We start from the raw sequence: 23314 nt of genomic DNA on the forward strand, positions 1-23314 counted from the left end.
ATGGCACAAGACGATAAAAAACCTAGAGATATCAGAAACATCCCAGGTATCCCATCAGGCGATGACAAACCATCGCGGAAGGGACCAAAGTTTAGCATATACTGGATCTATGCGATCATTGCTGTGGTTCTGATAGGAGCCCAGTTTTTTAATATGACACCCGACGCGGTCAGGACTACAGAGCTTGAATTCAGGCAGCAGATGCTTGCTAAAGGCGATGTAGAAAAACTTGATCTTGTAAAAAACAAGGAACTTGTTCGTGTCTACGTTAAAAAAGAAGCATTATCCAAACCATTCTATTCACAGAAAATAAAGCGACCATCTACCGGCGTTGCCCGTGGACCGCATTTCGAATTTTCTGTAACAGACTGGGAAAGTTTTAATGCTGCACAGACCAAGTTTTACAATGATCCTACGGCTAATCCACTGCAGATACAGCAGGTACCGGAGAATGTAATTAACGAAGGCGAATGGTTTGGACCAGTAGCCAACACATTAGTTACCATCTTGCTTTTTGTGGGTCTTTGGGTATTGCTAATGCGTAAAATGGGTGGCCCTGCCGGTGGTGGTGGACCAGGCGGTATCTTCAATATCGGTAAATCGAAAGCTACTTTATTTGAAAAAGGTACACGTGTAAACATAAATTTTGGTGATGTAGCCGGTTTGGACGAAGCCAAAGTTGAGGTAATGGAGATCGTGGACTTTTTGAAGAACCCAAAGAAATATACTGCGCTCGGTGGTAAAATTCCAAAGGGTGCTCTGTTGGTAGGCCCTCCGGGTACTGGTAAAACCTTACTGGCAAAAGCCATGGCAGGTGAAGCACAGGTGCCTTTCTTTAGCCTTAGCGGTAGCGATTTCGTAGAAATGTTTGTGGGTGTGGGTGCAAGCCGTGTTCGCGACCTGTTCAAGCAAGCTCGTGAAAAAGCACCATGTATCATTTTCATTGATGAGATAGATGCAATCGGTCGTGCTCGTGGCAGAAATGCAATAATGAGTAACGATGAGCGTGAGAATACCCTGAACCAGTTGCTGGTTGAGATGGATGGATTTGGAACGGACATTGGCATTATCATACTAGCGGCAACCAACAGGCCGGATGTACTGGATACAGCTTTACTTCGCCCGGGTCGTTTTGACAGGCAGATCTCTATTGATCGCCCGGATGTAAAAGGACGTGAAGCTATTTTCAAAGTGCACCTGAAGCCGATAAAGATCTCAGAAACTTTAGATATTCATAAGCTGGCTGAGCAGACACCTGGTTTCGCGGGTGCTGATATTGCTAACGTTTGTAACGAAGCTGCTTTGATTGCAGCCCGTAAAGACAAGCAAGCTGTTGATATGAGCGATTTCCAGGATGCTATTGATCGTGTTATCGGTGGTTTGGAGAAGAAGAACAAGATCATTCTTCCTGAAGAGAAAGAGATCATTGCTTACCACGAAGCCGGACATGCTATCTGTGGTTGGTTCCTTGAGCATGCTTACCCGCTGCTTAAAGTTACCATTGTACCACGTGGTACAGCAGCTTTAGGCTACGCCCAGTATACTCCAAAAGAGCAATATCTATATAATACAGATCAACTGTTCGACCAGATATGTATGACCCTTGGTGGACGTGCGGCAGAACAGATCTTCTTCGGTAAAATATCTACCGGTGCAAGTAATGACCTGCAGCAGATCACCAAAATGGCTTACTCTATGGTTACTGTTTATGGTATGAATGATCGTGTAGGTAACATCAGCTTCTACGATCCACAGGCAGATAATTCTTTCACCAAACCATACAGCGAGGAAACAGGTAAAATAATAGATGATGAAGTAAGAAAGCTGATTGCTTCTGCTTACGAGTCTACCATTCGCCTACTTACTGAAAAGCGCAATGAAGTTGAGATACTGGCAAAAGAACTTCTTGAAAAAGAAGTATTATTCCAGAGTGATGTAGAAAAGCTAATTGGTAAAAGGCCTTACGACGATAAGAAACTACTGGATGTAGCACACCAGGAACAGAATAGTGAACTTAGCGCTCCACCTGAAAAAACGGTGATAGATGCTACTTCAACAGAATTACCATGAAAGTAACTTCAGCAAAAGAAAACATACTGAAGAAAATAAGACAGGCACTGGCGAACCCAGTGCCTGTTCCCTTTCCGCAAAGTGAGGGAGTTAATAGTGTATTTCAGCCCCTGGAAAAGGAGATAGAGGTGGAGTTTGCTGAGAACTTCACCAGCCTGCAAGGAAAATTCTCTTTTTGTGCTGATGAGCGTGAGTTGGCGGGGCAGTTGGTTGAGTTTGTAAAAGCCAGGCCTGCATCTAAAATCTTTTGTAATGAACCTGCGGTGGTTCAAACTCTTCAGCAAAATGGTTTTGACCATTTCAACTCAACTGACCTCAGCAGCTGCACTGCTGCAATAACCACCTGCGAATTACTCATTGCCCGTACCGGCAGCATCTTATTATCTTCTGCCCTGGCAAGTGGACGAACTGCAAGTGTATATGCACCGGTGCATATCTGCATAGCATATACCGACCAGTTGGTGTACGATATCAGGCATGGACTGCAGATCATGAAAGAGAAATATGGAGGATCATTGCCATCACTGATCAGCCTGGCCACAGGTCCCAGCCGTACTGCCGATATAGAAAAAACGCTGGTTGTAGGCGTGCATGGCCCAAAAGAGGTTTACGTATTCCTGGTCGACAGGTCGTAACAAGAATTGGAAATATGCCATAGACATCCTTTACCTCATTTCTCTTGCCTGAAGTAATGTAATAAGCAATACCTCGCTTATCTTTAGCACATGGAAAATGCAGTTACTCAAATCTTTGTATATGGTTCATTGCGCAGTGGCTTCAAGCATCCTGCTTATGACTACGTAAGTAAATACTTCACCTTTATTAGCAATGCTAAAGTGAGGGGTTGCCTGTACGACATGGGTAGTTTTCCTGCTGCCTTGCCTTGTGAAGATGATTCTTTCATCATTGGAGAGCTGTATGACCTGAAGGAAGATGCTGATTTTTCGTGGGCTATCGAACAGCTGGACGAATACGAAGGTGTGAATCCTGAAGAGGGGGAAACAGCAATGTATCGTAGAGACGTAACAGAAGTTTTTTATAACGACACTTCTACAACAGCTTATATCTATTGGTTCAACGGAGATGTTACCGGGAATCCCATCATAGCTTCAGGAGATGTGCTGCAGTTTATACAACAAAAGAGTAAGCTGTAATGCAATTGCCTGTTGGTAAAAAAGTTTATTTCCTTTCCGATTTTCATCTTGGTACCCCTGGCCATGCTGCTAGTCTTCAACGCGAAAAGAAAATTGTAGCATTCCTTAATGAGATACAAGAAACAGCCGCTGCAATATTTATAGTAGGCGACATGTTTGACTTTTGGTTTGAGTACAAACATGTAGTACCAAAAGGTTATGTGCGCATACTGGGAAAGCTAGCTGAACTTACCGATGCCGGTATTCCAGTTCATTTCTTTGTTGGCAACCACGACATGTGGATGCGTGGTTACTTCGAGAACGAATTGAATATTCCGGTTTACCACGAGCCAAAGGTTTTCCACTTCAATGATAAGAAGTTTTTTGTTGGTCATGGCGATGGACTCGGTCCCGGTGATCATGGTTATAAAATGCTTAAATCAGTTTTCCGGAACAGGTTTTGCCAATGGTTGTTCGGATTATTGCATCCATCGTGGGGTATAGGCCTGGCTAATTATTCCAGTAGGTCGAGCAGGAAAAAGACTGGTGCCTCCGATGAGCATTTTTTAGGCGATGATAAAGAATGGCTGATCATTTTTAGCCGTGAAATGTTGGCTAAAGAACATATTGATTATTTCATTTTCGGTCATCGGCATCTTCCTCTCAACCATCCACTAACCGACACCAGCAGGTACATAAACCTAGGAGACTGGATCCGGTATTTTACCTACGCTGAATTTGATGGAAATGATGTTGAGCTGAAATATTGGGAGAAGTAACCTCTGCAATTAATTTGAATAAACATTGAAAAGAATCTTGTTCATATATATGATGGTGATGTTTTCAGCTGCAACAATGGCTGCAGGTGATAGCACACTTCATTTAAAACTGCAGCGGGTTTATCCTGAGGTGATTTCTGATTTCACCACCGATAACCTTGGCAATATCTACCTTGTTTCCACTTCCAACCATGTAAAGAAAATTGATGAAAAAGGCGACTCGCTGGCAGTGTATAACGATGTTCGCCGCTATGGTAAAATATCATCGGTAGATGCTACCAACCCACTGAAGGTGTTGGTGTTCTTCAAAGATTTTTCGACCATTGCCGTACTTGATCGGCAACTGAGTGTGCGTAAAACAATTGACCTGCGAAGGCAGAATATCCTGCAGGTAAAGGCTGTCACCACCAGTTACGACAACAATATCTGGTTGTATGACGAGATGGAAGCCAAACTAAAAAAGCTCGATGATAATGGACGTGTAATGCTTGAATCGGTAGATATGAGGCAGGTGTTTGATGTGGCTCCATCGCCGGAAGCATTATTCGATCGCGATGGTTTTTTGTATATGTACGACACCACAAAAGGCTTATTGGTTTTTGATTATTATGGCGCACAAAAACAGAAGCACGGATTGCCGGTAATTCAAGATCTGCAGGTTATAGATAAACAAACCGTTACCGGGCGTGATAATGACCGCATCTTGCTGTACAAGCCTGCTACTTTACAACTCTATTCTTTTAAGGCTTTTGCTGATCCGGCTGTGTATAAGAAGATAAGGTTCAACGATAAAAAAGTATATGCCCTTACTAAGGAAGGTAAGCTGGAACTTTACTATGTACAATAGATCGTTAACACGCTTTCCTCCAGGCTGCTTTAGTTTTTAAATTTTCTCCTACACTCATTCAACGTATAGCAAACTGGTATCAGAACAAAGATTATTTTACACGATAATCTTCAAAAGGCTACACATGAAATTGATCTGCATAATTATTCTTCAGCTATTGCTGGCACCAGTAGCATTACAAGCTCAACAGCAAAAAGTACATAAGCAAATAGCTGCCGTTTTAGATGATATAAAAAATTTCAGGGAGAAGGAATGGAAGCGGGATAGTGCACTAGGGTTTGTACTCCTTTCTCACAATGAAGAGGCCAATGCGCGTAAATATGCTTTTTACAAAGGAGCTAATGCAAAGCTGAAGGCCATCAATAAAGACACTCTTTCTTTTGACGACCAGGTAAACCTGGAGCTACTGCACCACCAGGTACTGGATGCTGTTGCTGAATACGAGTACCAGGCTTACCTAAACCCGATTTTATCTGATGAAGGTTTTCATACCGGGCTGCCACGACGTGCCGCCATCACTATCCGCAACAACAGGGATGCAGAGCGGTACCTGAAGCAGCTACAGGATATGCCGCGCTTTGTAAATGAGTACCTGCAACTGATGCGGAAGGGTGTGGCATTAGGTATCAGTCAGCCTGCTGTTATTTTAAAAGGTTATGAAAATACCTATGCCCAACATATAGTAGACAGTGTAGAAAAATCTGTTTTCTGGAAGCCATTTGTAAAGAAGCCTGCAACTATAACTGATGCTGACTGGCAGAAATACCAATTAGCAGGCAGAACTGCAATAGAAAAAGATGTGTTAGGAGCGTACAAGAGTATCCAGCAGTTTTTTGATAAAGAATATTTACCAAAGACAAGGAAGTCGCTCGGTGCATCTCAATTCCCTAAGGGTAGAGCATATTACGAGGATCGGGTTCGCCATTATACAACAACCAATCTTACCTCAGAAGAAGTTTACCAAATAGGTTTGAAGGAAGTAGCAAGGATTAAAGCAGAGATGGATGCAGTAATGAAGCAGGTTAATTTCAAAGGCAGCTTCAAGGAGTTCATAGAGTTTCTTCGCACCGACCCGCAGTTTTACCCTAAGACTGCGCTGGAGCTTTTGAAAGAAGCTTCCTACATAGCTAAGAAGGTGGATGGTAAGCTTTCATCAATGTTTGGGAAATTGCCCCGCCAGCCATATTCCGTGGCTCCCGTTCCGGATTACCTGGCGCCAACCTATACTACCGGCCGCTACTCCGGCGGAACCAATGAGTACTGGGTGAATACTTACAATCTACCAAGTCGTACATTATATACACTAGAAGCTCTTACGCTGCATGAGGCGGTACCAGGCCATCACCTGCAGACTGCTCTTTCTCGTGAGTTGGATCACCTGCCCGACTTCAGGCGCAGCTTGTACATCAACGCCTTTGGTGAAGGGTGGGGTTTGTACAGCGAATACCTTGGTCATGAGATGGGCTTTTACCAGGATCCATATAGCTTGTTTGGCCGGTTGACATACGATATGTGGCGTGCCTGCAGGCTGGTAATAGATGTAGGTGTTCACACCAAAGGATGGACACGGGAACAGGCGGTAAATTACCTGGCTGATCACACTGCATTATCTATGCATGAGGTGAATACAGAGATCAACAGGTATATATCATGGCCGGGCCAGGCACTTTCGTATAAAATTGGCGAGATCAAAATAAAGGAGATGCGCAAAAAAGCAGAGGAGGCATTGAAAGGAGACTTTGATGTGCGTGCTTTTCACGATATGGTACTTTCAAATGGATCGGTGACTTTATCAATACTGGAAAAAATGACCGACAGGTTCATAAAGCAAGAGCTGGATAGGGTAAGTGAAAGGTCAAAAGGTGAAAACCAAAAGTAAATACTACCGGTACCCATTTGAGTGCAGATATTTAGGTAACAACTTCCTGGCAACAGAAGGCAAAACAATAAGCTGGGAAGCTGGTTGAAACCTTATAAACCCGAAGGGGCAAAACCCCTAATTTTGCTGCGTCTGCTGCTTGCCGTTTCCTGCTGTATTATGTGCTGAAAAAACTACTTCAGCAGAAGTGTGCGACGCAACGGATGCCCGGTCATGTGCTGTCGCTGGTTCCATAAAAAAGAACTCCTGCAAAGGCAGTGGCCTGAGAAAATACACATACAATGTCTACACAAGAGCAAAAAGTAAGAATAGTAACAGCGGCTTCGCTGTTTGACGGTCATGACGCGGCGATCAATATCATGCGCCGCATATTGCAAAGCAAAGGCGCCGAGATCATTCACCTTGGTCACAACCGGAGTGTGGCCGAAATAGTGGAATGTGCTATCGAAGAAGATGCGCACGGTATAGCCATCACCAGCTACCAGGGCGGTCATGTTGAGTTCTTTAAATACATGAAAGACCTGCTGGAAGAGAATGGCTGTGGTCATATAAAGATCTTTGGCGGCGGCGGCGGAACGATACTGCCAAGCGAGATAAAAGAGCTGCATGATTACGGCGTTACCCGCATTTATAGCCCCGACGATGGACGTGCAATGGGATTGGAAGGAATGATACAGGATGTGATTGATCAGTGTAGCCCCCTCCTTGCCTCCCCCGGTGGGGGAGGAGACTGGCAGCAGGTGGATTACTTCCGGGCTGCTTCAGCTTGGAACGGGAAACTGCCGTTAAACGAGAAGAAGGATGTAAGGCGCATTGGCAGAGCTATCACTTTAGCTGAAATGGGACAAAGCTTTGCGGAGGTGATAGCTCCAATCAACGGTAATAACAAGAACAGTGAGCATACACAGGCGACCGGCCAATCTTCCATCACTGTGGGTCAGTTCATGGCTGATCCGATGCTTTATGGAAAGTTGAAGGAGTTTGCTCTTGAACATAGAAAGCATGCAACACAAGCTGAAGAACTTTTATGGGATAAACTAAGAGCGAAGAAAGAAGGTTACAAGTTCAGGCGGCAACACATCATAGGCGCTTTTATTGCCGATTTTGTCTGCTTATCTCGCGGAGTTGTGATAGAGGTAGACGGAAATTATCATCAACTTCCTGAAATGCAGCTAAGTGATGCAGAACGTACGGCTGAATTAAATAAGCTAGGCTTCGATGTGCTGCGTTTTACCAACGAAGAGGTAATTTATCAACTTGACGAGGTGGTTGAAAGAATCCACAAGCACCTGGCAGACCTGCCGGAGAAAAACGTTGACGTAGATACTCATGGTGCTAGCCACTCCTCCCCCGCTGGGGGAGGCCGGGAGGGGGCCATTCTCGGCATCACAGGTACCGGTGGTGCGGGCAAGTCTTCAGTAACAGATGAGATTGTTAGGCGTTTTTTGAATACGTATACTGATAAAACAATTGCTGTTATTTCAGTAGATCCATCTAAAAAGAAAACAGGTGGAGCACTGCTGGGCGATCGTATTCGTATGAACAGCATCCACAATGGACGCGCTTACATGCGAAGCCTGGCAACTCGTGAAAGTGATAAAGCCTTAAGTAAATACGTGCAGGAAGCGCTGGACATTTGCCGCAGTGCAGGCTTTGACCTGGTGATACTGGAAAGTGCGGGTGTGGGTCAAAGTGATGCATCCATCCTTGACTACTGCGACGTGAGCATGTATGTAATGACGCCGGAATACGGTGCGCCATCGCAGCTGGAGAAGATCAACATGCTGGATTATGCGGATGTAGTTTGTATCAATAAGTTTGATAAGGCCGGTGCACTGGATGCGCTGCATGATGTGCGGAAGCAGTTTAAGCGTAACCACCAATTATGGACTGCCAAAGATGAAGAATTGCCAGTAGTGGGTACCATAGCTGCACAGTTCAATGATGCGGGCATCAACGAATTATTTGAAAAACTGATGCTGGCGATAAGTACAAAAACTGGTAAGCAATTTGGTGTGCTGGAAGATCATGGACATACTGCTGATACTTCTACAAAATCGCAGATCATACCACCAAAGCGTGTACGTTACCTGAGCGAAGTGGCTCAAACCAACCGCGAGTACGACCAGTGGGTGAACGAGCAGGCAACCATTGCTTCTAAACTTTACAAGATAAATGGTGCCGCAGAGGCGCTGCAGGAAACAGGTGCTTCGTCAGCCGATCTTGATAATGTTCGTAACCATTTTGAAGAAAAGCTGCACACTGAGTGCAGGAAGTTGATAGAGGCATGGCCGCAGGTGGTAGCTAAATATGCTGCTGATTTTTTTGAATATAAAGTAAGAGACAAGATCATTAAGCAGCCACTGACGTCGGTGTCGCTGAGTGGTACACGTATACCAAAAGTGGTGCTGCCAAAATATAAAGACTGGGGCGACATTCTTCGCTGGCAGCTGCAGGAAAATGTGCCGGGTGAATTCCCGTACACTGCAGGTGTGTTTGAACTGAAACGCCAGGGTGAAGATCCTACCAGGATGTTTGCCGGAGAAGGTGGACCTGAGCGTACGAACAAGCGCTTTCACTATGTTTCATTGGGGCAGCCGGCAAAGCGATTGTCAACAGCCTTTGACAGCGTAACGCTATACGGAGAAGATCCTGCAGTGCGACCAGATATCTACGGAAAAGTAGGAAACAGCGGTGTGAGCATAGCAACAGTAGACGATGCCAAAAAATTGTATAGCGGTTTCGACCTGTGCAGCCCAACCACATCGGTAAGTATGACCATCAATGGTCCGGCGCCTATGCTGCTGGCGTTTTTCATGAATGCTGCTATTGATCAGCTATGCGAAAAATATATTGAGGAGAATAATCTTTGGGACAAGGTAAACGAGGTGTTTCAACAGAAATATGAGCATGCTCCACGTCCTTCCTATTACAATCCCTCTTCGCCGGAAAGACTGCCGGAAGGTAACAATGGTTTAGGGCTAAAGCTGCTTGGACTAAGTGGTGATGAAGTGCTGCCAGCTGATGTTTACCAGAAATTAAAAGCAGAAGCGCTGAGCCAGGTACGTGGTACGGTGCAGGCGGATATTTTAAAGGAAGACCAGGCGCAGAATACCTGCATCTTCTCTACGGAATTTGCGCTGAAGCTAATGGGTGATGTGCAGCAATATTTTATTGACAAAAAGGTGCGCAACTTCTACAGCGTTTCTATTTCAGGATATCATATTGCAGAAGCAGGAGCTAATCCTATTACCCAGCTTGCTTTCACTCTTGCCAATGGTTTTACTTATGTAGAGTACTACCTGAGCCGCGGCATGAACATAGATGATTTTGCGCCAAACCTTTCGTTCTTCTTTAGCAATGGCATGGACCCTGAGTACAGCGTGATTGGCCGTGTGGCGCGTCGCATTTGGGCCAAGGCAATGAAGTACAAGTACAAAGGCAACGACAGGAGCCAGAAGTTGAAGTATCATATTCAAACATCGGGTAGAAGCCTGCATGCGCAGGAGATCGATTTCAACGACATACGTACCACGCTGCAGGCGCTGTATGCCATCTACGACAACTGTAACAGTCTTCACACAAATGCGTACGACGAAGCCATTACCACACCAACAGAAGAAAGTGTGCGCAGGGCAATGGCCATCCAATTGATCATTAACCGCGAGTTGGGTACAGCAAAAAATGAAAATCCAAACCAGGGAAGCTTTTTGATAGAAGAACTGACAGACCTGGTAGAGGAAGCTGTGCTGGCAGAATTTGACCGACTAACAGAACGTGGCGGAGTGCTGGGTGCAATGGAAAGAATGTACCAGCGCAATAAGATTCAGGAAGAAAGCCTGTTTTACGAGCACCAGAAGCATACAGGTGAGTTGCCGCTGATTGGGGTGAATACTTTCCTGAACAAAAAAGGTAGCCCGACCATTTTACCTTCAGAAGTTATAAGAAGTACAACCGAAGAAAAAGAGCAACAGATACATAACCTACAGGGTTTCCAAAAGCGGAACGAAGCCAAGAGCCAGGAGGCGCTAAAGCGCCTGCAACAGGTAGCCATCAACAATGGAAACCTTTTTGAAGAACTGATGGATACGGTAAAGTACTGCAGCCTTGGGCAGATAACACATGCACTTTACCAGGTAGGCGGGCAGTACAGGAGAAACATGTAAAAACAGTATATAGATTTTTAAAACGAGAGGCTGCCAGTAATGACAGCCTCTCTTGATTTTTACCATGATAAGTAGTAGCCGCTGGAGGTAATACTTTTGATTAGTTCAGAAAAATCCATTATTCTATCTGAATCTTGCTGCTTCACGCATCCCAATCTAAAATCCGCAATCGCAAATCAACAATTGTTACTCTACTCCATAAAACTCATCTAACGAGCGGAAGTAGGTCCCATTCCAACCATCTACCACATCATCATATTCCTCATCCGGGATATTTACATGGCGCAGCTCAAGAGAAGTTCCGTGCTTATGCGTATGTAGTTTTATCGTAACTATAGATGGCTCTTCTTGGTCGAAATACCATTGCTGTACGATCTTTTTTCCTTCTTCGAACTCAAGATTAAGTCCAACAATGCTGCCTTCCCACAGGCTGAACTCACTTCCCGGTTCTGTAGACATTTCTGCCGGTTCACCCGTCCAAAGCTGGATGGTAGCCGGGTTGGTAAGGGCAACATATACTTCTTCGGGTGGCGCAGGTACTATATAGTATTTTTTAAAATCCTTCATTGTGCTTTGATATTCGGCAGCAAATTTACCTTTTACTACCTGTAGTTACTGTATTAGTTACGCTTGCTGCATAGCTGCAATAGTTTGCATTGATTTACGTTTACAAATCCATGAACCAATTTTTTAAGCTTAACTGGATGCTGCTGCTGTTGATTGTAGCAACACCTTCGTTAGCACAATCAAAAAAGACGCCGCAGGAAGTGGCGGCAAAAGTGGTGAAGATAATAGATGGTGATACGGTAGATGTAACGGAAGCTGACAGCACCTACAGGATACGCTTGTACGGTATAGATGCACCGGAGAAAGGACAGGAATTCTTTTCTCAATCACGCGATCTGCTGCGGCAGCTCACGCAGGATGAGCGGGTAGTGCTGCAACTGCATGGAAGAGACAGGTACGGCAGAACTTTAGCCACCATCATCAGGTTGAGTGATAGGCTGAACATAAATTACCATATGGTGAAGAGCGGAATGGCGTGGCATTTTGTTCAATATTCGGATGACCCGGAGCTGGCAAAGCTGGAAAAGCAGGCAAAGAAACTAGAACTTGGAATTTGGTCGCTATTCAATTATGTAGAGCCGTGGGAGTTTAGGAAGAACATGCGCAACTAGAGGAACTAGTGAATAAAAAAACAGCAGGCCTTTAGGACCTGCTGTTTTTGTTTATAATGCTTAACAAGATTAGTTCAAAGGAGCACCTACAGGTACTGCGCAATCATGACCTGGTTCGCCATGTGCAGGGTTTACCCTTCCGCTACCTGCAGTTGGTAATGCAGGTTTTGCTGGCTGTATAGGAGTGATTTGTGGTCCTACCTGTACCTGTTGATTAGCAGGAGTTACTTGCTGTACCTGTGGTTGTGCTGTATTAGCTACCGGTGAATTGAGCGGCGCACCTACAGGAATATCGCACCTATGGCCTGGCTGACCATGCTCAGGGTTCATTCCCTTTGCAGCTTTCGCTTGTTGTGCGGGTGCTTGTTGCGGTGTAGGCACTGCTGTTACAGTCTGTGCACCTGCAGCAGGATTTACAGGAACTATTGTTTGACCTGTAGAATCTGTTTGAAATGCATTGGCAGGAGCTGTTCCTGGCATTGGCATTGGTTGGGTAGCAACCGGCTCGTTATAAGCTGGCGGATTGCCTGAACAGGCTGTTAACGTAGCGGCGGCGCAAATACATGCACCCAGGAAGAATTTATTCATTGTAGGTTTTTGCTTTTTGTGAGAAAGTGGGTAAAGCTAAAGGATAATTTTCACTCGCTGTTGCCACCTGCTATAGAAGCTGTGGTAGTTAATGTTAAAACTTTGATGTAGCTACAGAACGTGTTGAATATGAAACTTATTGTATGGGTAATGCACCAGTTTGATTTTGAAGAGCGTTTTTGGAAATGATGTTTGTGAGGTTGGCTTCATCTTCCGCAGCACCAGGTTTATTAGAATAACCTACGGGTATTCATTAAAAAAATGCACTGAAAGCTTGGGTTGGTTAAATCGGTTTATATTGCACCTCCTAAAAAATGAACTTATGGAATATGGAAGAATAATTTCCGTGACAGGTATTGGCGGGTTGTTTGAACTGGTGGGTAGCAAAAAAGATGGCGCAATTGTTCGTTCGCTGGAAGATAAAACCACTCGTTTTGTTGCAAGTCGCATACATAACTTTTCGCATCTTGAGAGTATAGAAGTATATACGCAGCGCGATAATGTAAACCTCGTGGAAGTTTTCCAGGCTATGGACGCAAGCAGTGAAGCGTTGCCATCAGAAAAAGACAATGCAGCTATTAAGGCATATTTCCAGAAAGTTTTTCCTGATATGGATTTTGAGCGTGTATATGCCAGCGATATGAAAAAGATGGTGAAGTGGTATAATGTATTGAAGAAAAATAAAGTAGAGCTAAAACTGACTGATCATCCTGAAGAGGAAGAAGAAGCCAGTGAAGAAACACCTGAAAGTAGTGCAGCCGCTGATGTAGTAGCAGAGGAAACACCTGAAGAGGCTCCTAAGAAAAAAGCTACCAGGAAAAAGAAGACTGAAGAATAAGTAGTGTAGAAAATAATTATAGAAGCTGCGGTTGTCATAGATGACCGCAGCTTTTTTTATTGGTTGAAAAGGTAGCAGCGTTTTTGCGGCACCTTTCCAATGGCTTATCAAATGCGCCTCTCCAACAAGAAGCAACTATCGAAAATAGATTGTGCTCGCCACTCTTAAACTTAAAGCTACCGGTGCTATACATGCTTCCTCTCTGCCATCTAAATCTTACACCTAAATTTGCACACCCTACAGTAAGGCTGTAGTGGCTTACACATTGCATTACCAGAAGCTAAAAAAAACGATTATGGAATTAAGTGCTGATATAAAGAAACTGGAAAGGAAGTACCTGCCTAAGGATTTTTCTGTAACAGATTGGGCCGGATTGGAGCCTTATTTTAAAGAGCTGCTGGAGCGTCCGATCAACAGCCGCGAAGACCTGGAGCAGTGGCTGAAAGACTCAAGTGAGCTCGAAGCAGTAATAAGTGAAGATGCATGCTGGCGCCAGATACGCATGACCTGCGATACCACCGACAAATCGCTGGAAGAAGCATTCAATTACTTCTGCATGCACATTCAGCCGCATATGCAGCCATATGCAGATAAGCTGAACCGCAAGCTCATTGAGAATCCTTTTACACAGGAACTTGATAAGGAAGAGTATTTTACTTACCTGCGCAATGTGCGCAAGAGCATCGATCTTTTCAGGGAAGAGAATATTCCTATACAGGCTGAGCTGAGCGTGATGCAGCAGCAGTATGGCCAAATAGCAGGCGCTATGACCATAGAAGTTCGTGGGCAGGAGTATACGCTGCAGCAGGCTTCAAAATTTTTAGAAGATCACGACCGGAACCTGAGAGAAGAAGTCTACCGGAAAATAAATGAACGTCGCCGGCAGGACCAGGAGACGCTTCATACACTTTACTCGCAGCTGATAGCAAAGCGTCATCAAATAGCACTGAACGCAGGTTTTGAAAACTACCGCGACTACAAGTTTGCAGAAATGGGTCGCTTCGACTATACCAAAGAAGATTGTTTCAATTTTCACGAGGCGGTAAAGCTGCATGTACTGCCATTGGTAAAAAAGATATACGACAAAAAGAAGCAGAAGCTGGGCCTGGATACGCTGCGCCCATGGGATACGGAGGCAGAGCCGGAAGGAGTGCAGCCGCTTCATCCATTCAATACAGGAGAGGAACTAACGGAGAAGACAATCAAATGCTTTGAACTGCTTAATCCATTCTTTGCTGACTGCCTGCGTAAGATGAAAGAACTGGGTCACCTGGACCTTGAAAGCAGGAAGGGTAAGGCGCCTGGAGGGTACAATTGTCCTTTAGCAGAAAGTGGTGCGCCATTCATCTTCATGAATGCGGCGGGGCAAATGCATGATGTGACGACGATGGTACACGAAGGAGGACACGCCATCCATTCTTTCCTTAGCCACAGGCTCGCCTTAAGTGCTTTTAAAGAATACCCGATGGAGATAGCTGAGGTAGCAAGTATGGCTATGGAGCTTTTCAGCATGAATTTCTGGAATGTTTTCTTTGATAATGATGAAGACCTGAAGCGTGCAAAAGAGCATCAATTGGAGCGCACCATTACCATTTTCCCATGGATCGCAACCATCGATAAGTTTCAACATTGGGTTTATGAAAATCCAACGCATACTGTAGAAGAAAGAACCAGTAAGTGGATGGAGATACTGGAAGAGTTCAATACAGGTGCTGTTGATTTTACAGGATTAGATGAATACCGCAAAATTGGATGGCAGCGCCAGTTGCATTTGTTCGAGGTGCCTTTTTATTACATAGAATATGGTATAGCTCAACTGGGTGCTATTGGTATGTGGAAACAGTTCCAGAGAGATAAAGAGCAGGCGCTGCGTAACTATATTAATGCCTTAAGCCTGGGCGGAACAAAAACACTTCCTGCACTATACGAAGCTGCGGGACTGGAATTCAATCTTTCACCTGATTATATAAAGTCACTAATGGAATTTGTGAACGAGGAGATGGAAAAGATTTAGTGCTCTGAGATCAGTAGATCAGTGACTAGATGAGAGAACAAAACCTTTCTACTAGTCACTGGTCTCTAGTCTCTAATCAACTACTTTACATTCCTACGGCTCCTCCCATTGGCCTAAGCCGTACCTGATCACCTCGTATGGTTCTGTGGTGCAATCAATGATTGTAGAAGGGTGCATGCCGCCATTTCCCCCATCAATCACGATATCTACCAGCTTTTCAAATTTTTCATGCATAAGCTCTGGGTCAGTATACTCTTCTACCATATCACCTGGCAGCGATGCACTAAGAATTGGATTCCCTAGTGCTTCTATAATTCCCAGAGCAATCTTATTATCAGGAATTCGAAGGCCGATCGTGTTCTTTTTGCTCTGCAGGATTTTAGGTACTTCACGACTTGCGGGTAATATAAAAGTATAAGGACCTGGTAGGTGTTCTTTCAATGTTCTGTACAATGGCGTGGATACTGACTTAGTGTATTTACTTAAATCACTTAAGTCGTGACAAATAAAACTCAATTGCGCTTTTTGCGGGTCAACTTGTTTTATCCTGCAAATTCTTTCTACAGCCTTAGGTTTAAAGATATTGCATCCCAACCCGTAGATGGTGTCAGTTGGATAAATAATGATCCCTCCGTCTAATAAACATTCTACTACCGTTTTTACCAACCGCGGCTGTGGATTTTCAGGATGTATTTGAAGTAGCATCTTGGTTTTGTTTTAGGTCACTCAATGGGAATGTTTTTACCATCTTCCATTACTGTGCCTGAGGGCTGTTATTAAAAATGTTTAGCTTTTATTGAAAAATCACATATTTATGTGTTGCAAATATAAAAGCCTATGTATACTTTTATTTCTCCATCTATTCCTTAGAAATACCTCACAACTTATTCTTGCCATTTTTTATTGACAAATTATTTGCTAAGCTATGGCTCAGTTAAATGGTACAGTTGGCGTAGGTAAAGTAACGGTAAAAGGGAAGTTCCTATTTAGAGGCAGACAAAAATTTTACATTAAGGGTGTTACATATGGCACCTTTGCCCCTGACGAAGAAGGCTTTCAATTTCCTGATGAAACAGTAATTGCGAAAGATTTCGAGATGATGGCTTTACATGGCATCAACTCAGTAAGGACTTATACAGTTCCTTCACAATCTATACTTAATCTTGCTTTACAAAATAACCTGCAAGTAATGGTGGGCCTGCCATGGGAACAACACATTACTTTTTTAGATACAAAAGAACGCCAGCAGGACATTATACGCAGGGTGAAAGAAGGTGTTCGTGCAAGTGCTGGGCATCCTGCAATCTTGTGTTACGCAATAGGAAATGAGATACCTGCTCCTATTGTTCGATGGTATGGCAAAGAGAAGATTGAGCGTTTCTTAAAAAGGCTCTATAAAGCTGTAAAGGAAGAAGCGCCTGAAGCCTTGGTCACTTATGTAAACTATCCTACCACCGAGTATCTCGACCTAAGTTTTCTTGACTTTGATTGTTTCAACGTGTACCTGGAAACACCAGAGAAGCTTAGCAAGTATATTGCCCGGCTTCATAACCTGGCAGGCGACAGGCCGCTTGTGCTAGCAGAGATAGGACTGGATAGCATGCGCAATGGGCATGATAAACAATCTGAAGTGCTACGTTGGCAGGTAGAAACAATTTTTGGTAAAGGCTGCGCAGGCATGTTCGTATTTGCCTGGACCGACGAGTGGTGGCGTGGTGGATATGAAATAGAAGACTGGGATTTCGGTTTGGTTGATCGCTGCCGGCAAGCAAAGCCCGCACTATTTACAGTGGCTGCGTCCATGCTTGAAGTACCCGTGAGGATCGAGCACCATTTTCCTTCATTCTCAGTAGTTATTTGTACATATAATGGTTCGGCTACAATTAAAGATACTTTGGATGGCTTGCAGCGTTTGAAATATCCTAATTATGAAGTGATAGTAGTAAATGATGGTTCAAAAGATAATACCGTAGAGATAGTAAGCAAGTATGAGGATGTAAGGCTGATAACTACTTCAAACTGTGGACTAAGCAGTGCCCGCAACACCGGGATGTATAATGCACGCGGAGAAATACTAGCCTATATAGACGATGATGCATATCCTGATCCGCACTGGCTGCATTACCTGGCATATGCCTACAGCAATTCATCGCATGCAGCTATGGGTGGTCCCAATATCATTCCTGAAGAGGATGGGCCTATAGCTACTTGCGTGGCAAATGCGCCCGGTGGTCCTGTGCATGTATTAGAGACAGATGAGATAGCTGAGCATATACCAGGTTGTAATTTGTCGGTACGCAAAGATGTACTTATGAAGATCGGTGGCTTCGATCCGATGTACCGCGCCGCCGGAGATGATGTAGACGTATGCTGGCGCATACAGGAAGCTGGTTACACCATAGGCTTTCATCCGTCTGCGCTTGTATGGCACCACCGCCGCAATTCTATAAAAGCATATTGGAAACAGCAGAAAGGATATGGCAAAGCTGAAGCATTATTAGAACATAAATGGCCGGAGAAATACAATGGCTTTGGTCACCTCACCTGGGCAGGCAGGATCTATGGTCATGGGTTTACGTTGCCGATAAAAACTAAGAAGGATCGTGTCTTTCACGGCACCTGGGGAAGCGCCTTGTTTCAGTCGGTGTACCAGCCGGCAGATGGGTTGTTAAATTGTATACCCCTGATGCCCGAATACTATCTGATCACTGGCATGTTTGGCTTATTGGGCGCATTGGGTCTTTTCTGGCCACCACTGATATGGATGTGGTTGTTCTTTGCTGCATCAATTGTAACAATAGTGGTACAGGCTGCTATTAGTTCATCTAAAAACTCTTCGCTCACCAAATCGCAGTCAGCCAACTGGAAATACAGGTTGCTGATATTCTTCTTTCACATCATCCAGCCGGTAGCACGGTTAAGGGGAAGGATCAACAATGGCTTAACTCCCTGGCGAGTAAGAGGATCTGGTGGGTTGATACATAAAGCCCCGTTGGTTAGATCAAGGACATTAAAGCATTGGTCGGAAGCCGAGTGGAAAGGTAATGAGACCTGGCTTGAAGAACTGGAAAGCAATATCATCAAATGCAAGGCAAGGGTAAAAAGAGGTGGTGATTTCGACAGGTGGGATCTCCAGGTACGGACAGGACTATTCTCTTCAGCACGGAGCATATTAACCGTAGAAGAGCACGGAGCCAATAAGCAGTATGTAAAGATGAAGTATTGGGTAAGGCACTCATGGATTGGAATCTTCTTGGTGACTGCTTTTGTGAGTATAGATGTGGCGGCGGCATTGGAGCAAAGCTGGGTGGCACTTGGCCTGTTGGTAACAATTACTTCATTCATTCTTTTGAAATACGTGCAGGATATACAAAGAGTTTCAGGCTGTGTGCAGCACTCTTTTAATTCACTTTCATTACAAGGAGAAAAAGAAAGTAAGCTGGTGCTGGTAAAGGTAGATGGAATGGAGGAAGCAGAACAATCCGAAGCACCTGGTGTATACGAAGACAGCCATATGAGAAATTTCAGGAGTAACATAGTCAACGGTAAAATTTAACCAGGCAAGAAATGAGCAAAGCGCAGATACTTCTTCGTTTAATAAGATTTACGTATAACTACAAGGCAAGCATCCTATTGTTGGTGATCCTGGGTTTTTTAAGTGTTGGTTTCAGCGTGCTTCAGCCCCTGCCTGTGAAGTACATAATTGATAATGTGCTTTCAAATCATCCACTTCCTGAAAATTTGAGAAGTTTATTCTTGTATTTTGGAGAGGTTCCTGGCGATAAACAATTACTTCTCATTCTAGTAATTGCTTCTGTTTTAATGGTTATAGGAACGTCTGTTTTATCTTATATATCTACCGCTGTTACCACTAAAGTTTGCCAAAGGCTAGTTTATGATTTCTCCGTGGCTCTGTTCGATAAAATGCAGAAGCTTTCCCTTTCTTTTTTTTCTAAGAACAACGTGGGTGACTTGATGGCGCGGCTTTCGGGTGATACGTATGTCATCTATTCTGTTGTTGGAGGTATCATGTTGCCAACTATACTTTCTGTTACATCACTCGTGTCTATGTTTTACGTGATGTACACAATCAATTCAGGTCTTGCATTATTAGCAATTTCCACCGTTCCTCTTTTTGCTATTCTTTTATTTGTTTTCAATAAACCAATGACCCACACCTCTACTTATCAATCTGTAGTGTCAGGTCATCTCTGGTCGTTTATGCAGCAAAGCTTATCTGCAGTAAAAGTTATACAAGCTTACTCAAGAGAAAGCTTTACACGCGAACAATTTAAAAAGCAGAGTCATCAATACAATCAAGCCTCTTTGGCAAACACCAGGATCGGCATGGTGTACAATGGGTTGATTGGTATTGTTACCGGAATTGCTACGGCCATTGTTATTGGTATTGGAGGGTACAAAGGATTGAATGGAGAAATAACCACGGGAGAACTATTTCTTTTTATTAGTTATATCGGTAGCCTATTCGGACCTGTGAATTCTTTGGCTAGTATAATTGTTTCTTCATTTTCAATCACAGCAAGAGCAAAAAGAGTATTTGAGATACTTGACTCAGAGGAGGTAGTAAGTGAAAAATCTGATGCTGTAGAATTAACAAGTATAGAAGGACATGTGGAGTTGCGCAATGTTTCATTTGGTTATGGTATCAAACATGATGCAAGCGCCATTTTGAACAACTTCAATTTAGAAGTAGACGCTGGAAAAGTAGTGGCAATTGTAGGTCCAACAGGCGCTGGTAAAACATCAATGATTTCTTTGCTTCTACGCTTCTATGATCCATGGGAAGGCGATGTATTTATTGACGGCAAAAATCTAAAGGATGTTACTTTATCGTCACTAAGAAGAAATATTACTCTTGTTCTGCAGGATGCTTTCATCTTTCCAATATCTGTTGCAGATAATATTGCTTTTGGAAAACCAGGGGCAGCAAGAGATGAAATAATAGCTGCAGCAAAAGCTGCTCAGGCTCATGAATTCATAAGCAGGCTACCTGAAGGATATGATACAGTGGTTAGTGAAGGCGGCTTATCCTTGTCGGGTGGAGAGAAGCAACGTTTATCATTAGCAAGAGCATTCTTGAGAGATAGTCCAATTCTGATCTTAGATGAACCCACATCAGCAATGGACGTTCAAACAGAAGCCAAAATTTTTAAAGCTTTATCTACTTACTCAGCAGGGAGAACAGTATTTATAATATCACACCGCCTTTCCACGGTGCGACATGCTGATATGATCATTTCAATAAAAGATGGAGTGATTGTAGAAAAAGGAAATCATGAAACTTTATTACAAGGGGGGAAAGTGTATGCGGAATTTTATAAACATCAAGGCGTTGCCGGCTAATTCTAAATAAGATGAGTAAATTAAGAATCGTTGTCGGAGGCTATATTGCCTCTTACTGTACCTCTGGCGTTACATGGGATTACGTACAGTATCCCGTTGGGCTGCAGTTACTAGGGCACGACGTATATTACATTGAGGATACTTTGGGCTACCATTGCCACTTTGACCCTAAGTACTCGTGGGATGATCCTACACCCGTTGTTAATTATCTTAAAGAAACAATGACTTTCTTCGGAATGAGCGAACGGTGGGCTTATAGAGACGCCGTTTCTGGAAAGTGTTTTGGTTTATCCGAAGAAAAGCTCCTGGAAGTATGCGCCTCGGCTGACGTGTTCATCAATGTATCATGTTCTACATTTCTTCGTGAGGAATATCTAAAAATTCCCACACGAGTTCTGATCGACAGTGATCCAATGTTCACCCAGATTCCTAATAATGAAAATCCCTCGCAAGTTGAAGCTATTCAAGCATCATTCAAAAATTATACTCACCTTTTCTCCTTCGGCGAAAACATCATGGCGGAAGACTCAAAAGTTCCTACCTATAGTTTTAAGTGGTACTCAACCAGGCAGCCCGTATGTCTAGATTACTGGGCAAATCAGCACGTAGTAAATAAGAAAACATTTACAACAATAATGAATCTTTCTGCTAGGAAAAAAATTCAATACGACAACGAAGAATGGGGCCAAAAAGATTTGGAATTAGAGAAGGTTGTGCAGATACCTGAATTGTGTCAAACGGGTTTCTTCGAGATGATATTATCTTGTTCTGTAAACAACAGGAACGACGGTGAGCACACCTGGTTAAGACAGAACGGATGGAAAATACTCAAAGCTGTGGAAACGATAGGCCAAATACATGATTACAGCGCCTTCATTAAAAATTCGTATGCAGAGTTTTCTGTTGCTAAACATACTTATGTGAAAGCCAATACGGGATGGTTTAGTTGTCGGTCCGCCTGCTATTTGGCTGCGGGGAAACCTGTCATTGTTCAGGATACAAAATGGTCCAAATATATACCAGCGGGGGAAGGGGCTCTTGCATTTGACTCTATATCAACCGCTAAAACTGCGGTGGACGATGTTCTGTGCAATTACGAAAAACATAAGAAACGGGCTAAGGAAATAGCTTATGAGTATTTTGATAGTCAAAAAGTGCTAAATCGAATGCTAGAAGATTTAAATTAAAGTTATGGACAAACATGATCATCTTTTTCACCTTTTGGAACCCGGTAAGCTGCTCCTGGCTGACGGTTCAATGCAAGTGGTGCCTGCGAACATAGAAGTCGGAGAAGACACAAAAGCGGACTCAGCGTCTATTTTTAAAAACTTTTTTTCGAAGCTTCCCGTTGGACTACGGGTAGGAAGCAACGTAACCTTCTTTCGTTCTTATTTGGCGACTGAAGAAGCCGGCTACATCCAAATTGGTGACTATACTTTTATGTCTAACGCTTCAATTGCATGTAATAGTGAAGTTGTCATCGGGAGCTACGTGTTTATAGCAGGGGGAGTTAACATAGTCGACACAGATTTTCATCCAGTAGCACCAGCTGCTCGTTTGGCCGATACAATAGCTATTTCCACTGTCGGCAAAAGAAATCTGAGGCCGCACTTTAAGTCTTACCCCGTTTTAATTGAAGATGACGTTTGGATTGGTTATAACGCCACCATACTAAAAGGGGTGACAATTGGCAAAGGGGCCATTATTGAGCCAGGATCTGTTGTTTCAAAAGATGTTCCTGCAGGTGCTGTTGTATCAGGAAATCCAGCCATTGTAATAAATGATGTTTATGCATAAAAATATTGCTCAAAACCTGCTTTGTAACGAGCAGGGTGAATTGTCCATTGAGTATGATTGGTATCCTGCCCCTTTGCCTAAAAATATTCATCTGGACGAGATGACATATCCAGATACGGCCTATTCATTTGCTACTTTTCATTCGGAAAAAAAGGATGGGTTTAAGTTAGGGTATGCCAGCGGCAATTATGGTCATAGTATCATTATGGCTGGAAAGAGCGGAGTAATTAATGTGGGTAAGTATGTAGTCTTGGAGTGTACTAATTTAATATCTAATTCATCGATCTTTATAGGGGACCATTGCATGTTCTCATGGGGCTCAATTGTAACCGACTCATGGTTAAATCTACAGTCAAGTTCTATAGGAACGAGGAGAGAAATGTTGAAAGAAGCTGCCCATTCCAAGACACGACATGTAGAATTCTTACATCCAAAACCAGTAATCATTGAAGAAAATGTCTGGGTAGGTTTCGATGCTATTATCATGCCGGGTGTTCATCTAGGACGAGGATGTATTGTTGGATGCAAAGCAGTTGTACGGGAGGACGTTCCGCCTTACGCAGTAGTTACGGGCAACCCAGCTAGAACTATTAAATATCTGGAGGCGAATGATACAGATGAAGCTAAACAAGAGGCTTTAAGAACTTTGTTAGTAGTTTGA

18 protein-coding genes are annotated in these 23314 nt (G+C 43.6%); 15 read left to right on the forward strand and 3 right to left on the reverse strand.

Annotation, left to right across the window (positions count from 1 at the left end; all coding sequences use genetic code 11):
• The 7 genes from ftsH (at nucleotide 1) to J4N22_RS12875 (ending at nucleotide 10874) form a co-directional block, all read left to right on the forward strand.
• A complete protein-coding gene (gene ftsH, locus J4N22_RS12840; RefSeq protein WP_207495184.1) occupies nucleotides 1-2070 on the forward strand; it encodes an ATP-dependent zinc metalloprotease FtsH in 2070 nt (689 codons plus the stop codon).
• Nucleotides 2067-2705 (forward strand): LutC/YkgG family protein, encoded by a 639-nt coding sequence (locus J4N22_RS12845; RefSeq protein WP_207495185.1) that lies wholly within the window; start codon nucleotides 2067-2069, stop codon nucleotides 2703-2705. Before ftsH ends, J4N22_RS12845 begins: the two co-directional genes overlap by 4 nt.
• 90 nt (nucleotides 2706-2795) lie before the next feature.
• Nucleotides 2796-3224 (forward strand): gamma-glutamylcyclotransferase family protein, encoded by a 429-nt coding sequence (locus tag J4N22_RS12850; protein WP_207495186.1) that lies wholly within the window; start codon nucleotides 2796-2798, stop codon nucleotides 3222-3224.
• Nucleotides 3224-3982 (forward strand): UDP-2,3-diacylglucosamine diphosphatase, encoded by a 759-nt coding sequence (locus J4N22_RS12855; RefSeq protein WP_207495187.1) that lies wholly within the window; start codon nucleotides 3224-3226, stop codon nucleotides 3980-3982. The genes J4N22_RS12850 and J4N22_RS12855 overlap by 1 nt, the downstream gene beginning before the upstream one ends.
• Nucleotides 3983-4031: 49 nt before the next feature.
• Nucleotides 4032-4829 (forward strand): hypothetical protein, encoded by a 798-nt coding sequence (locus J4N22_RS12860; protein WP_207495189.1) that lies wholly within the window; start codon nucleotides 4032-4034, stop codon nucleotides 4827-4829.
• A 124-nt stretch (nucleotides 4830-4953) separates the two neighbouring features.
• Nucleotides 4954-6708 (forward strand): DUF885 domain-containing protein, encoded by a 1755-nt coding sequence (locus J4N22_RS12865; RefSeq protein WP_207495191.1) that lies wholly within the window; start codon nucleotides 4954-4956, stop codon nucleotides 6706-6708.
• 281 nt (nucleotides 6709-6989) lie between these two features.
• Nucleotides 6990-10874: a methylmalonyl-CoA mutase family protein gene (locus tag J4N22_RS12875; protein ID WP_242692214.1), complete on the forward strand. Its 3885-nt coding sequence runs from the start codon at nucleotides 6990-6992 to the stop codon at nucleotides 10872-10874.
• Nucleotides 10875-11060: 186 nt separating this feature from the next.
• Here the strand turns inward: J4N22_RS12875 and J4N22_RS12880 are convergent, their stop codons facing one another.
• Nucleotides 11061-11441, reverse strand: coding sequence for an SRPBCC domain-containing protein (locus J4N22_RS12880; protein WP_207495192.1), 381 nt, complete (start codon nucleotides 11439-11441; stop codon nucleotides 11061-11063).
• A gap of 110 nt (nucleotides 11442-11551) precedes the next feature.
• Between J4N22_RS12880 and J4N22_RS12885 the strand changes: the two genes are divergently transcribed.
• Nucleotides 11552-12052: a thermonuclease family protein gene (locus J4N22_RS12885; protein ID WP_207495193.1), complete on the forward strand. Its 501-nt coding sequence runs from the start codon at nucleotides 11552-11554 to the stop codon at nucleotides 12050-12052.
• A 69-nt stretch (nucleotides 12053-12121) separates the two neighbouring features.
• Here the strand turns inward: J4N22_RS12885 and J4N22_RS12890 are convergent, their stop codons facing one another.
• Complete coding sequence (locus tag J4N22_RS12890) at nucleotides 12122-12640, reverse strand: hypothetical protein (RefSeq protein ID WP_207495194.1); 519 nt, start codon at nucleotides 12638-12640, stop codon at nucleotides 12122-12124.
• Between the two features lie 322 nt (nucleotides 12641-12962).
• Between J4N22_RS12890 and J4N22_RS12895 the strand changes: the two genes are divergently transcribed.
• Both J4N22_RS12895 and J4N22_RS12900 read left to right on the forward strand, forming a co-directional pair.
• Nucleotides 12963-13478: a DUF5606 family protein gene (locus J4N22_RS12895; protein ID WP_207495195.1), complete on the forward strand. Its 516-nt coding sequence runs from the start codon at nucleotides 12963-12965 to the stop codon at nucleotides 13476-13478.
• 295 nt (nucleotides 13479-13773) lie between these two features.
• Nucleotides 13774-15492 (forward strand): M3 family oligoendopeptidase, encoded by a 1719-nt coding sequence (locus tag J4N22_RS12900; protein ID WP_207495196.1) that lies wholly within the window; start codon nucleotides 13774-13776, stop codon nucleotides 15490-15492.
• A 93-nt stretch (nucleotides 15493-15585) separates the two neighbouring features.
• On the opposite strand, the gene J4N22_RS12905 is transcribed toward J4N22_RS12900, so the two are convergent.
• Nucleotides 15586-16197 (reverse strand): L-threonylcarbamoyladenylate synthase, encoded by a 612-nt coding sequence (locus J4N22_RS12905; RefSeq protein WP_207495197.1) that lies wholly within the window; start codon nucleotides 16195-16197, stop codon nucleotides 15586-15588.
• A 220-nt stretch (nucleotides 16198-16417) separates the two neighbouring features.
• On the opposite strand from J4N22_RS12905, the gene J4N22_RS12910 reads away from it, so the two are divergent.
• The 5 genes from J4N22_RS12910 to J4N22_RS12930 are packed head-to-tail and all read left to right on the forward strand — an operon-like array spanning nucleotide 16418 to nucleotide 23314.
• Nucleotides 16418-19048 carry a glycosyltransferase gene (locus tag J4N22_RS12910; protein ID WP_207495198.1) on the forward strand — a complete coding sequence of 877 codons (2631 nt, stop codon included), beginning with the start codon at nucleotides 16418-16420 and terminating at the stop codon, nucleotides 19046-19048.
• A gap of 11 nt (nucleotides 19049-19059) precedes the next feature.
• Nucleotides 19060-20856: an ABC transporter ATP-binding protein gene (locus J4N22_RS12915; RefSeq protein WP_207495200.1), complete on the forward strand. Its 1797-nt coding sequence runs from the start codon at nucleotides 19060-19062 to the stop codon at nucleotides 20854-20856.
• 11 nt (nucleotides 20857-20867) lie between these two features.
• Nucleotides 20868-22043, forward strand: a complete 1176-nt coding sequence (locus J4N22_RS12920; RefSeq protein ID WP_207495201.1) for a hypothetical protein — start codon at nucleotides 20868-20870, stop codon at nucleotides 22041-22043.
• A gap of 4 nt (nucleotides 22044-22047) precedes the next feature.
• Nucleotides 22048-22653, forward strand: coding sequence for an acyltransferase (locus tag J4N22_RS20150; protein ID WP_280923983.1), 606 nt, complete (start codon nucleotides 22048-22050; stop codon nucleotides 22651-22653).
• Nucleotides 22646-23314 carry an acyltransferase gene (locus J4N22_RS12930; RefSeq protein WP_207495203.1) on the forward strand — a complete coding sequence of 223 codons (669 nt, stop codon included), beginning with the start codon at nucleotides 22646-22648 and terminating at the stop codon, nucleotides 23312-23314. The genes J4N22_RS20150 and J4N22_RS12930 overlap by 8 nt, the downstream gene beginning before the upstream one ends.

It is taken from the genome of Aridibaculum aurantiacum, assembly GCF_017355875.1.
Classification (GTDB): Bacteria; Bacteroidota; Bacteroidia; order Chitinophagales; family Chitinophagaceae; genus Segetibacter; species Segetibacter aurantiacus.